Annotated in this window: 11 protein-coding genes; 9 read left to right on the top strand and 2 right to left on the bottom strand. The window is 68.1% G+C overall.

What is annotated here, in order from left to right; all coding sequences use genetic code 11:
• The first annotated feature begins 77 nt into the window (after nt 1-77).
• The 8 genes from AC4EEV_RS08535 (at nt 78) to AC4EEV_RS08570 (ending at nt 10,855) form a co-directional block, all read left to right on the top strand.
• The gene (locus tag AC4EEV_RS08535) at nt 78-542 is read left to right on the top strand and encodes an LpqB family beta-propeller domain-containing protein (RefSeq protein WP_018760962.1); all 465 of its coding nucleotides are present in this window, start codon (nt 78-80) and stop codon (nt 540-542) included.
• Nucleotides 479-2,299: a DUF5671 domain-containing protein gene (locus AC4EEV_RS08540; RefSeq protein WP_491330650.1), complete on the top strand. Its 1,821-nt coding sequence runs from the start codon at nt 479-481 to the stop codon at nt 2,297-2,299. The genes AC4EEV_RS08535 and AC4EEV_RS08540 overlap by 64 nt, the downstream gene beginning before the upstream one ends.
• 545 nt (nt 2,300-2,844) lie before the next feature.
• Nucleotides 2,845-2,943, top strand: a complete 99-nt coding sequence (locus tag AC4EEV_RS08545) for a potassium-transporting ATPase subunit F (protein WP_018760959.1) — start codon at nt 2,845-2,847, stop codon at nt 2,941-2,943.
• 7 nt (nt 2,944-2,950) lie between these two features.
• On the top strand, nt 2,951-4,618 hold the full coding sequence (gene kdpA, locus AC4EEV_RS08550) for a potassium-transporting ATPase subunit KdpA (protein ID WP_491330651.1): 1,668 nt from the start codon (nt 2,951-2,953) through the stop codon (nt 4,616-4,618).
• Nucleotides 4,615-6,750 carry a potassium-transporting ATPase subunit KdpB gene (gene kdpB / locus AC4EEV_RS08555; RefSeq protein ID WP_491330652.1) on the top strand — a complete coding sequence of 712 codons (2,136 nt, stop codon included), beginning with the start codon at nt 4,615-4,617 and terminating at the stop codon, nt 6,748-6,750. Before kdpA ends, kdpB begins: the two co-directional genes overlap by 4 nt.
• 8 nt (nt 6,751-6,758) lie before the next feature.
• On the top strand, nt 6,759-7,370 hold the full coding sequence (kdpC, locus tag AC4EEV_RS08560; RefSeq protein ID WP_109045680.1) for a K(+)-transporting ATPase subunit C: 612 nt from the start codon (nt 6,759-6,761) through the stop codon (nt 7,368-7,370).
• Nucleotides 7,371-7,400: 30 nt separating this feature from the next.
• Nucleotides 7,401-10,181 carry a DUF4118 domain-containing protein gene (locus tag AC4EEV_RS08565; protein WP_491330653.1) on the top strand — a complete coding sequence of 927 codons (2,781 nt, stop codon included), beginning with the start codon at nt 7,401-7,403 and terminating at the stop codon, nt 10,179-10,181.
• Nucleotides 10,178-10,855 (top strand): response regulator, encoded by a 678-nt coding sequence (locus AC4EEV_RS08570; RefSeq protein WP_109045678.1) that lies wholly within the window; start codon nt 10,178-10,180, stop codon nt 10,853-10,855. Before AC4EEV_RS08565 ends, AC4EEV_RS08570 begins: the two co-directional genes overlap by 4 nt.
• A gap of 74 nt (nt 10,856-10,929) precedes the next feature.
• Here AC4EEV_RS08570 and AC4EEV_RS08575 read toward each other — a convergent pair whose 3' ends face one another.
• Nucleotides 10,930-11,823 carry a hypothetical protein gene (locus tag AC4EEV_RS08575; protein WP_491330654.1) on the bottom strand — a complete coding sequence of 298 codons (894 nt, stop codon included), beginning with the start codon at nt 11,821-11,823 and terminating at the stop codon, nt 10,930-10,932.
• Here AC4EEV_RS08575 and AC4EEV_RS08580 point away from each other — a divergent pair.
• Nucleotides 11,798-12,682, top strand: coding sequence for a hypothetical protein (locus AC4EEV_RS08580; RefSeq protein WP_491330655.1), 885 nt, complete (start codon nt 11,798-11,800; stop codon nt 12,680-12,682). The genes AC4EEV_RS08575 and AC4EEV_RS08580 overlap by 26 nt on opposite strands.
• Here the strand turns inward: AC4EEV_RS08580 and AC4EEV_RS08585 are convergent.
• A complete protein-coding gene (locus AC4EEV_RS08585) occupies nt 12,630-12,881 on the bottom strand; it encodes a hypothetical protein (protein WP_491330656.1) in 252 nt (83 codons plus the stop codon). The two genes, AC4EEV_RS08580 and AC4EEV_RS08585, sit on opposite strands and share 53 nt — an antisense overlap.
• Nucleotides 12,882-12,893: the final 12 nt, after the last annotated feature.

Below are 12,893 nucleotides of genomic sequence, written 5' to 3' on the forward strand. Positions count from 1 at the left end.
AATATTGGCCCTGAACCCCCAAGGGAACGGGCCTAAAGGCACAGGTGAAAGCGGCTGCACGGATCCATACTCGTGCCATGGACGACGCAGCACGAAGACCGGACCGGATCCTCCTCGCGCTGGTGGGTGTGGTGGCCGTGCTGGTGGTGGTTGCACTGGCAGTGGTGTTCACCCGCGGTGAGCCGGCCCCACTTGACCAGGCCAGCCCCGCCGGAGTGGTCCAGCGGTACAGCAGGGCCGTGATCGACGGCGACATACCCACCGCGGAAACCTTCCTCACGCCGGGTGCCCGGAGCAGGTGCTACGGCTCCTATTCCGGCGAACCCCGTCCGGCCCGCATCGTGTTGATTTCGACGACGGAGCGGACCGATTCGGCCACCGTACGGGTTTCGATCGTCCAGTCCCCCCGGGGCGGCCCGTTCGGTCCGTCCGAGTATGAAATGGAGGACGCCTTCTCGCTCCTGAAGGTGAATGGACAATGGATGATCGACCAGGCGCCGTATCCCCTGATGGCCTGCACGGCAGTTCCGGCGAAGCCGTGAGCACCCCGGCAGGAATCGTTGCCCCCGTCCCGGCCGGAGGCCTGGCAACCCTCCGCCGGCTGATCGTGTACGGCCTGCTTTTTGCCTTGGTGGTCATTGCCGCCTCGGGCCTGGGCGGACTCCTCGAGCGGCTCTTCCGGACGGCAACCACTCTGGTTTCCGGTGATGTGGCCGGGCTTGCCCTCTCCCTCGCCTTCACCCTGATCGGCGGGCCGCTGGCCCTGCTGCTGTGGTGGCTCGTGTGGCGGCGCCTCGACGACGAAGCCGAGCGCACCGCTGCGGGCTGGGGCTTCTACCTGACCGGGATGTACGCCGTCTCGCTCATCATCGCCACCACCTCCCTGCTGGACCTCGCCTCCTCCTTCATTGGTGCGAGGGACAGCCAGTGGCCGTCCCCGCTGGCCAACGGACTGGTCTGGACGGCCATCTGGGTGTGGCACCGGTGGATGTGGAAGCACCCCCGCAAGCCCTCGTCCCACCTCGAGGACGTGCGGGCCGTCGTCGGCTCCGTTTTTGGCCTGGTGCTGGGCGCCGGCGCGGCGATTGCGGCGTTGAGCGCGCTGCTGGACATTGCCCTCCGCGGTTTCACGGCAGCAGCGTCCTTTGAACCCTGGTGGTTCGATGTCCTGCGTTCACTGCTGTGGGCGGCCGGCGGAGCACTGGTGTGGTGGTGGCACTGGTTCCACGAGGGCGGCCGGCGTTTCCGGACCGGCCTGGTGGACGTTGCCATCATCGCCGTCGGCATCTTCGTTGCCGGCATCACCGCCCTGGGTGGCCTGGGCGTGGCCGTGTTCGTCGTGCTGCGGCTGGCCTTTGACCGGACCGATCCCCTGGCTGTCCTCCTGGAGCCGCTGGCCCCGGCCATCGCGGCCGCCGTCATCGGAGCCGTGATCTGGCGCTACCACCGCACGGCCTCCGTCCGGCGTTCCACCCCGACCCGGCGTGCCAGCCTCCTGGTGACATCCGCCGTTGCCCTGGCGGCAGCAGCCTCCGGGGTAGGCGTGGTGGTCAACGCACTGCTGGCTGCCGCCGTCTCGCCGCTGGCGGGCGGCGCCACCCGCACCCTGCTCCTTGGCGGCATCAGCTCGCTGGCAGTGGGCGGCCCGGTCTGGTGGCTGGCGTGGAAGCCGCGGCACCAGCCCCGGACGGCAGACCAGATCCCGCCCGGGCGGCGCGTCTACCTGGTGGCGTTCTTCGGAGTCAGTGCCGTCGTTGCCCTGATCACGCTGCTGGTGATTGGCTACCGGCTCTTCGAGTTCCTGCTCAGTGACATCACGGCCGGGAGCGTCCTGGACCGGATCCGCGCCCCCTTGGGCCTCCTGGTGGCGGCCGGGCTCGTGGCGGGATACCACTTTGCATTGTGGCGGCATGACCGGACACTGCTCGCCGCCGCGGCCCCGGCGGGCAAGCGGGTGATCGAGCACATCACCTTGGTCAGCGGCTATCCGCCAGGCACCGTGGACCCCGAGGCCCTGGCCCGCGGCATCGCTGCCGCCATTGGCGGAGCCAAGGTGACCACCTGGCTGCGGACGGACGACGGCGGTCCCGGCCCCACGCCGTCGTCCGCACTTCCGCCCTCCCTGGAGGAGCTCACGGCGGAGGCGGCGGAAATGCTGGGCAGCGTGGCGGCACGGCACGTCCTGGTGCTTGCCGGCCCCGCCGGCAGGATGGAAATCATCCCGCTGGCGGGCGCCGATTCGCGGGCGCCGATAAGTGTGGAACCTCGGCGCAGGGCCGCCGTTCCGGGTTCCCAGTAGCGGAGATCCTCAAGATTTGCGCAGTTTATCCCGGCTGTGGACTAACCCTCTTCCCATGCCATTGGAGGGCTCCTAGGGTGTGCATACAGGCTTGTCGAGGGGGACGCGTGAAAAGCTCAGTTGAAGATCCTCAAGGCACCGCAAACCAGGATGCGCAGCAGGCGTCCGTGCCTGAGGTAGACGCAGATACTACCGTCCCCGAATGGTCATCCGACCTCCTCCTCACGCTGCACAGCCAGGTCCGGTTCACCCGCGCCGACTGGCCCTGAGCCCCTACGCCACCCCGCCTTCCTTCCGGGGCGTCCGCGCGCATTAAATCCGCGTTAAGATTCACGGCCCTGCCGTTAAGGATCCGTTAGGCCCGCCTTACATCGCCACAGCGGGCTATTCACTGGAACCAGGCCCCGCTTCCGGGGCAACAGTGAAAGGAACCTGATGGCCGACGTGGCTGTAATTGGAATCTTCGCCGCCTGCATGGGATTCGTCATGTGGATCGGTCACCTGCTGACCGCCGCGGCCCGCCAGGAGAAGGCGGAGGACTGGCAGTGAACGGGGACGCACTCATGTGGCTGATCCTGCTGCTGGCAGGGCTTGGCCTGTTCGGCTACCTGCTCGCCGCCCTGATCAAGCCCGGGAAGTGGTGAACGGCCGGTGGCCTTTAACGCTCCTTCCTTCCTCATCCAGGTGGCGGCCCTGGTGCTGGCCCTTGCCGCAGTCCACAAACCACTGGGCCTCTACCTCGCGCGCGTCTTCGACGGCACCGCTTCGAGCCGCCCGGAACGGCTGTTCTACCGGCTCGCCGGCGTGGACGCCGGCAGCGAACAGGCGTGGCCAACATACCTCCGCAGCGTCCTGGTGTTCTCCGCCGTCTCCATACTGGCGGTGTTCGCCCTCCAACGGGCACAAGGCCTGTTTCCCGGCAGCCCGGCGCTGCCCGGAGTGGACCCGTGGGTGGCCATGAATACCGCCATCTCCTTCGTCACCAACACCAACTGGCAAACCTATGCACCCGAATCCACAATCGGCATTGCAGTCCAGATGCTCTTGCTCGCCGTCCAGAACTTCCTCTCGGCAGCAGTGGGCATCGTGGTGGCCGTCGCCCTCATCCGCGGCATAGCCCGAACCAGGACGGACAGGCTGGGGAACTTCTGGGTGGACCTGGCCAGGACGTCATTCCGGGTCCTGCTGCCACTGGCTACCCTCGCCGCCCTGGTGATGGTTCTCGGCGGTGTGGTGCAGAACTTCGCACCCACGGACGTCACCAACAGCGCCACCGGAGTCTCACAGGTTGTCCCGGGCGGCCCGGTGGCATCCCAGGAAGCCATCAAAGTCCTCGGTACCAACGGCGGCGGCTACTTCAACGCCAACTCGGCCCACCCGTTCGAAAACCCGAACGCGCTGGTCAGCCTCTTCCAGGTGTTCCTGATCCTGCTGATTCCCTCGGCGCTGCCGTATGCCTTCGGCAGGATGGTGGGCGACCAGAAGCAGGGGCACACGATAGCCGGCGTCATGGCCACGCTGTGGCTGGCATCCACCGCGCTGACCGGCTGGGCAGTAGCCACCGCGCAGGGGACCGCGACGGCCGCCGCCGGCGGAATCGGCGAAGGGTTCGAGAGCCGCTTCGGCCCGGCGTCGAGCGCGATCTTCGCCGCCTCCACCACCCTCACCTCCACGGGCGCGGTGAATGTAGCCCACGATTCCTTGCCGCCCTTGGCCGGTGGCGTGGCAATGGTCAACATGATGCTCGGCGAAGTGGCGCCGGGCGGCACAGGGTCAGGGCTCTACGGGTTGCTCATCCTGTCCATCATTTCCGTGTTCATCGGCGGCCTCATGGTGGGCCGCACCCCCGAATACCTGGGCAAGAAGATCGGCCCCACCCAGATGAAGCTTGCGGCCCTGTACATCCTGGTGACACCGCTGCTGGTGCTCACCCTGGCCGGGATCACCGTCCTGCTCCCGGATGCCATGGCCAATGCTCCGGCCACGGGACCGCACCAGTTCAGCGAGGTCCTCTACGCCTTCACCTCCGGTGCCAACAACAACGGTTCAGCATTCGGCGGCATCACCACTTCCGGCCCCTATCTTTCGACGATGCTTGGCGCGGCCATGCTGCTGGGCCGGTTCCTGCCCATCGTCCTGGTTCTTGCCCTGGCAGGTTCCCTGGCCCGGCAGGCCCGGATTCCCGCATCCACCGGCACCGTCCCCACCCACGGCCCGCTGTTCGGCACACTGCTGCTGGGCGTGACGGTCATCCTGACCGCCCTGAGCTACTTCCCCGCACTCGCCCTGGGACCCCTCGCAGAAGGACTCCTGAAATGACCCGGTCCACCATGGACACCGCCCCCGGGGCGGAAACCCAAACCTTTGCCGACGGAAATCCGCTCGGCACCCCCGGCGCGCACAAGCACCACACTAAGGCACCCGCCAAACTCACGCCGGCCGTGGTTGCAGCGGCCCTGCCGCTCGCGGTCCGCAAGCTGGCCCCGGGGCAGATGATCCACTCGCCCGTCATGTTCACCGTCCTGGTGGGGGCCGCGCTCTGCACGGGTATCTCCGTGTTCCGGCCGTCCGTCTTCGGCATCACCGTCACCGCCTGGCTCTGGCTCACGGTCCTGTTCGGAACCCTCTCCGAAGCCATCGCCGAGGGCCGCGGCAAGGCGCAGGCTGACAGCCTCCGCGCCGGCCGCAAGGGAGTCCAGGCCCGGCTGAGGCTGCCGGACGGAACCACCAAGGAAGTACCGGGCACGGAACTGCGCCTGAACGACGTGGTGGTGTGCGAGGCCGGTGATGTGATCCCCTCCGACGGCGAGATCATCGAAGGCCTGGCCAGCGTGGACGAGTCCACCATCACCGGTGAATCCGCGCCGGTGATCAGGGAATCAGGCGGGGACCGTTCCTCGGTCACCGGCGGAACCCGCGTGCTCTCCGACCGGATCGTGGTCCGGATCACGGCCGAACCGGGCCAGACCTTCATCGACAGGATGATCCAGCTCGTCGAGGGCGCTGTCCGGCAGAAGACACCCAATGAGATCGCGCTGCACGTGCTGCTGGTGTCGCTGACCATCGTCTTCCTGGTCGTCACCATGACGCTGGCCCCGTTTGCCGCCCTCGCCGGCGCAGCGCCGTCGCCCATTGTCCTGGTGGCACTGCTGGTGTGCCTGATCCCCACCACCATCGGCGCGCTGGTCCCGGCCATCGGCATCGCGGGCATGGACCGGCTGGTCCAGCACAACGTCCTGGCCACGTCCGGGCGTGCCGTGGAGACGGCAGGTGACATCACGTCCTTGCTGCTGGACAAGACAGGAACCATCACGTTCGGCAACCGCCGTGCCGTCCACTTCCACCCGGCAGCGGGCGTGGACCGGGCCGAACTGATTGAAGCCGCGCGGCTCTCCAGCCTGGCGGACGAAACCCCGGAAGGCCGGTCCATTGTGGACCTCGCGGCCGAACACGGCGCGCTGGGCCCGGACCTGGCCGCCCTGGAATCGGGCGCGGAGCCGTTGGCGGTGGTCCCGTTTTCGGCCACGACGCGCATGAGCGGGCTGGACCTTGGCGGCCGGATGATCAGGAAGGGCGCGGCCTCCACCGTTGGCAGTTTCGCCGCCGATCTGGGCGCCCGCATGCCCGGGGAGGTGGAACGCCAGGTGCAGGATATTTCGTCGCAGGGTGGCACTCCCCTGCTGGTTGCCACGGCCGATGCCGCCGGCGCACGGGTCCTGGGGACCATCCATTTGGCGGACGTGGTGAAACCGGGCATGCAGGCCAGGTTCGCGGAGCTGCGCAAAATGGGGATCCGGACCGTGATGGTCACCGGCGACAATCCGGTCACCGCCAAGGCGATCGCCGCCGAGGCCGGGGTGGACGACTACCTGGCCGAGGCCACCCCGGAGGACAAGCTGGCGGTGATCAAGAAGGAACAGGCCGCGGGCCGCCTGGTGGCGATGACCGGGGATGGCACCAACGATGCCCCTGCGCTGGCGGCGGCGGACGTGGGCGTGGCCATGAACTCCGGCACGCCGGCAGTCAAGGAAGCCGCGAATATGGTGGACCTCGATTCGGACCCCACCAAGCTGATCAACATCGTGGGGATCGGAAAGCAACTGCTGATCACCCGCGGCGCGCTCACCACGTTCTCGGTGGCCAACGACGTCGCCAAGTACTTCGCGATCGTCCCGGCGCTGTTCACGGCGACGTTCCCCGGGCTTGGGCTGCTGAATATCATGGGCCTGGCAACGCCGTCCTCAGCCATCCTGTCGGCCGTGATTTTCAACGCGCTGATCATCATCGCCCTGGTACCGCTCGCGTTGCGCGGGGTCAAGTACCGCGCCATCTCGGCCGGCCAGGCCCTGGGCCGGAACCTGTTGGTGTACGGATTCGGCGGCCTTATTGCCCCGTTTATCGGCATCAAAATCATCGACCTCCTCATCTCCCTCATCCCCGGCATCGGCTAGGAATCCCCATGAATGCGCTCACCGGTTATCTCCGACAGTCGGGAACGGCCATCCGTTTCCTGTTCCTCGCCACCGTGGTGCTTGGCCTCGCCTACCCGGCCGCCGTCTTTGGCGTCGGGCAGCTGGTTGCGCCGTACCAGGCGAATGGCTCCATCCTCCGCGACGGTGCCGGCGCGCCCGCGGCATCGGCGCTGATCGCCCAGGTGAAGGACGACGACGGCACGCAGGACCCCGCCTGGTTCCACGCCCGTCCCTCCGCCGTCGGCTGGGACCCGGCGTCGTCGTCGGCCTCCAACCTGGGCCCCAACGACGCCAAGCTGACCGATGCCGTCAACGCCAACCGTGCCGCCGTGGCGGAGGCCGAGGGCGTGCAGCCGTCCGACGTCCCCGCGGACGCCGTCACCGCCAGCGGGTCGGGGCTGGATCCCGGCATCTCCCCCGAGTACGCCCGGCTCCAGGTACCGCGGGTTGCCGCCGCCCACCAGTTGGGCACCGAGGCCGTCCAGGCCCTGGTGGACAAGAACACCAGCAGTGGCCTTGCAGCGTTCCTGGGCCAGCCCACCGTCAACGTCACGGCGCTCAACCTCGACGTGGCGGCGGCCGGATCGCCGCGGTCCTGAGCGGCGTTGCCGGAGTGGAAGAATAACTGCATGGCACGTGGAACGCTGCGGATCTTCCTCGGGGCGGCGCCCGGGGTCGGCAAGACCTACGAGATGCTCGAGGAGGCCCACCGGCTGGCCAACCGGGGCGAGGACGTGGTTATCGCGTTCGCCCTTGACCACGGCCGGGCCGAAACCCGCGCCCTCATGGCAGGCCTGGAAACCATCCCGCCCCGGCGGCTGCCCTACCGCGGCACCGAGTTCGAGGAAATGGACCTGGACGGGGTCCTGCACCGCGCCCCGGCCACTGCGGTGGTGGACGAATATGCCCACTCAAATGTTCCGGGAAGCCGGCACGGTAAACGCTGGGAGGACGTTGACGAGCTCCTCAACGCGGGCATCAACGTCCTCTCCACCGTCAACATCCAGCACCTGGCCTCGCTGGGCGACGTGGTGGGCACCATCACGGAGGTCCGGCAGGCCGAGACGGTGCCCGACGAGGTGGTGCGCCGCGCAGACCAGATCCACCTGGTGGACATCTCCCCCGAACTGCTGCGCCAGCGCCTGGGTGAGGGAAAGATCTACGCCCCGGACAAGGTAGACGCCGCCCTGGCCAACTATTTCCGGCTGGGAAACCTGACCGCGTTGCGGGAACTGGCCCTGTTGTGGCTGGCGGACAGGGTTGATGAGGGCCTGGCCCGGTACCGGGCGGACAACGACATCCAGGCGACCTGGCCGGCGCGGGAGCGGGTGGTGATTGGCCTGACCGGCGGACCGGAGGGCGAGATCCTGATCCGGCGCGGGGCCAGGATCCTTAACCGGGTCAACGGCGGGGATCTGCTGGCGGTCCATGTCCGTGCGGCGGACGGGGTGGTCCATGAGTCCCCGCAGTCCCTGGAAGCCCAGCGCCGCTTAATCCAGGACCTGGGCGGCAGTTACCACATTGTGGCCGGTGAGGATCCGGCCGCTGCCCTGCTCGATTTTGCGCGCAGCGTCAACGCCACACAGATCGTGGTGGGCATTTCGCGGCGGGGCAAGTTCGCGGGCACGGTGGGCGGCCTGTTGGGCGGGGGCATCGGCACGCGGGTGGTCCGCGATTCCGGGGACATCGACGTGCACATGGTGTCCCATCCCCTGGGCGGCCGGGGAGCCGGTCCACGGCGAGAACGGGACCTGGGCCGAGTCCGCGTCACGGTGGGCTTCATCCTCGCCGCGGTGCTGCCGGTGGTCCTGCAGCTCCTGCTGGCATTGGACCCGGACCCCGGTGTGTCCACCGCCATCCTGGTGCAGCTGACCGGATCGGTCACGGTGGCCCTGGTGGGCGGTCTGTGGCCGGCGGTGCTCGCCGCCCTGTGGAGCAGCCTGCTGGTCAACTACTTCTCGACGCCTCCCGTGGGCACCCTGACCATCAGCGATCCCCACAACTTCTTCTCCCTGCTGGTCTTCGTCGGGGTTTCCGCCGCCGTCGCCGTGGTGGTGGACCTCTCCGCGCGGCGCTCCAAGGAGGCCTCACGCGCCCGCGCCGAGGCCACCACGCTCTCCGACCTCACCCGCGGCGCCGTCCGGTCCGAGGATGGCGTGAAGGACCTGCTCCAGCAGGCCCTCGACGTCTTCAGCGTCCGCGGGGCAGCTTTGTACGGCAGCGGCCCGGACGGCAATGAGCGGACGACGGCGGGCTGGCGGCTGGTTGCCGGCGCCGGCGAGGTGCCAGGACCGGGCGAGACCGGAATCCCGGATTTTGGCAGCGGGAATGCTGGCACCCGAGGTTCTGGCAGCGGGGGTTCTGGCAGCGGGGGTTCTGGCACCGTGGATGGTGGCGCTCGAGGTTCCGGCGCCGGGAATTCCGGGGCCGCGGATTTTGGCACCGAAACGACGGAGAACATTGATCCCGCCACACGGCTGGTGTTGTTCGGCCGTGCGCTTCCCGCGGGAGACCGGCGCCTGCTGGCGGCGTTCGGCGTCCACCTTGCCGCCCAACTGGAGCGGCAGCAACTGGCGGACAGCCGCCGTGAAGTGTTGCGCCTGGCCGAGGGCAACACCATGCGCACGTCCATCCTCCGCGCGGTTTCCCACGACCTCCGCACTCCCCTGGCCGGCATCAAGCTTTCGGTGGGCATGCTGTTGCAGAAGGACCGGCACTACGCCCCGGAGCAGGAGCACGAGCTGTTGCAGACCATTGATGAATGTTCGGACCGGCTGGACCTGCTGGTGGGGAACCTGCTGGATATGTCCCGGCTCAGCTCCCCCGGGGCCGAGCCACTCCTGCGGCCCGTGCGCTGGTCCGAGGTCATCCCCAGCGCCCTCCGGTCCGTCCCCGCGGGCAGGGTTCGGGTGGAACTGCCGCCGAATATGCCTGAGATCGAGGCGGACCCCGGGATGCTGGAGCGGGTGATCGCCAATGTGGTGGAGAACGCGGTCAAGTACGCGCCGGGTTCCGATATTGCCGTGGTGGGCGGCGCCGGCGGCCTGAGCAACACAACGCTGAAGGGGCAGCCGGCCGGAGAGATCAGTATCATCGACCACGGCCAAGGCGTTCCGGCAGAGAGAGTGGTGGAGATGTTCCGTCCGTTCCAGCGGCTGGATGACATTCCGCAGACCACCGGCGTGGGCCTGGGCCTGGCCGTGGCTAAGGGATTTACCGAGGCGATGGGCGGCACGCTGACCGCGGAGGAGACCCCGGGTGGAGGACTGACCATGGTGATCAGGCTGCCGCTTTCCACCGGCTTTCCCGACGACGGACCCCGCGGACAGGCGCCCGTGGTGCCCCAGTCGTTCCTGGCCCGGCGGATCCACCAGGCCCCCTTCCAGGCATCAACGGCGGATCAGCAGTGACGGGCGTCCTGGTAGTGGATGATGACCCGCACCTGCTGCGGATCCTGAAGCTTGCCCTCGAAACCAGCGGCTATGCGGTCACCACTGCCGTTGACGGGAGGTCAGCGCTGCTGGCCGCCACCCAGAATCCGTTGGCCCTGGTGATCCTGGACCTTGGGCTGCCGGACATCGACGGCGTCACCGTGATCAAGGAACTGCGGGAATGGAGCCGTGTCCCGGTCCTGGTGCTCTCGGCCCGGCATACCTCGGAGGACAAGGTTGAAGCCCTGGATGCCGGCGCCGACGACTACCTGACGAAGCCGTTCGGACCGGACGAACTGCTGGCCCGGCTGCGGGCGTTGCTGCGCCGGTCCGCGGACCTGCAGGCACCGGAGCCGGTGGTGGTCACGGAGAACTTCACGGTGGACCTGGCCAAGCACCGGGTGAGCCGGGAGGGAGCGGATGTCCGGCTGACGCCCATCGAGTGGAAGATCCTGGAGATCCTGGTGCGGAACCCGGAAAAGTTGATCACCCACCGGCAGCTCCTGACCGATGTGTGGGGCCCGGCCTATGCCAAGGACTCAAACTACCTGCGCGTCTTTATGGCACAGCTGCGCCGCAAACTCGAGCCGGACACCGGAAACCCCCGCCACCTGCTGACCGAGGCGGGCATCGGCTACCGGTTCCAGCCCTGAAGCGGCACTGGGGGGTGCCACCCGACCTGCGTGGTGCCACCCGACCTGCGTGGAGTCACCCCAGCAACGTACTGTCACCCCAGGAACGTCCGGTGGACCTCACTGCCGTAGCGGCCGATGATGCTGCGCTTGGCTTTCCGGAAGGCGTCAAGGTCGCCGGCGTGCCCGTTCTGCTCCACCCGGCGCCGCGCCAGTTCCTCCGCGATCACGTCGAGGAACAACTCGGCCAGCAACAGCCGGGCGGAGTCACGGAACCGGCCGCGGCCATCGACGTACAGCTGCACGGTGGGCGCGGCGGTGTTGATGATGACTTTGCGCTCCGCCTCGCTGTAAACGGCCCGGTCGGTGGTGTTGTGGAGGTTGCGGAAGTCGTAGCCGGTGAAGAGGTCAACGCCATGGTCCCGGCCGGGACGGTGGGCCTGCTGGCGCGCGCCCGGCGGGGTACCGGAACCGGGGACTGCAGGGTGCGGCGGCTGGTCCGCGCTTCGACGTGAGGCATGTTCGGCAATGACGATTTCGCTGAGCGCCCAGTAATCCCCGGCACGCACGGTGATTTCCCCTTGGTCTCCGGGCCGGTCCCCGGTAGCCGTCCATTCAAGCCGGGTTGTGTCCTGCACACCGGAGACGGGAATGGACACCGGGACCGGGACCAGGCGGATCGATGGCGGCAGGTCCACATCGAATTCCAGGGTCCCGCCGGCGGGGAGCTGGCCGGGATCCAGCAGCAGGGCCACGTGGAACGAATGCCCCGGCGGGCGGTAGTAGAACGGCGTGGTGAACCGCAGCGCCGCGGATGCCGGCTCCCCGGTTCCCGGAGTTCCGGCGTCGCGGACTGGTCCGGTGTCCAGGCCCAGGTCCAGGACGGCGGCAGCGCTCATGTGCTGCAGCAGGCGTTCGATCATTTCGGCAGTGCGGCCGGAGGTGGTGGCGCGTTCCAGGTGGGTGAGTTTTTCCTTCTCTGCCTGCACGGCCCCTGCGATCATCCGGCTCACGGCGGCGGAAGGCGGCAACGAACGGATCTTTGGGGTTCAGCCCCTCGCGTTCGTCGCTGATGATTGCTTTGCCCCGGCCCAGCATTTCAGTCAGCGCCGGGCACCTGACGGTGCCGAAAAGGTACTCCGTGCCCACCTGGTTTTCGTAGTCGAACATCTGGCAGTCCAGGATGGCCATACCGGATTCCACCACCAGGCCGGCGGTGCGCTCGTCGCCCTTCATGGCCAGTTCAACGCCGTTGGCCCGCTTGAGCGTGACGGTGAAGGCATATTCGACGCCGTCAACGGTGAAGGTTCCGGGACGGTCCGGGCCGATGAGCGTGGCAGCCGGGGGTTCTTCGAAGCGGATGGCGTCCCCGCTGTAGCCGTCGGTGCCCGCAGTCCCGCGCACCAGTTCCACGTTGCGGCGGCCCAGCACGTCGCGCAGGTAGATGTTGTCCGCGAGCAGCTGCAGCAGGGTCGCCTGCTGAGTGATCGTGGCACGGGGATTGTCGACGACGATGGTCACCTTGGTGCCGTTCCGTACGTCGGCAGGGATCCCGCCGTCGTCTATTCCCAGCCGGGCGTAATCCGCGGGGAAGGCCTCGCGGTCGGCGCCGCCGTCGTCGTAGAGGTAGCCGCCGTTTTCGCCACGGAAGACGTCGATGCGGGTGAACCTGCCGCCCTGGATGGTTTCGATCCAGCCGTGGCCCAGTCCGAAGATGGCCTGTTTCAGTCCGCGCCCGAAGTACCCGCGTCCGGCGCCCTCGCCGCGGGCCAGGGGGCTGTGTGCGCCGCCGTAGCTAAGGATCCCGGCCGGCCTGCTCGAAGGACATTCCTTCCGCCTGGTCGCTGACCGTCAGGACCGCGCCGGCGTGGTGGCGCTCATAGCCCACCACGATCCTGCCGGTGACCTGGCCGCCGGCCTTTTCCAGGCGCGCGTAGCTGTCGTCGCTGTTGGTGATCAGCTCCACCAGCGCCTTCTCCACCGAGGCGAACCGCCGGGAGTCGATTCCGATCACGCGCTGGTCCACCTGGATTTCCGCGACGGCCATGCTGGATACCCC

The sequence above is a fragment of the Pseudarthrobacter sp. MOO14 genome, assembly GCF_058267675.1.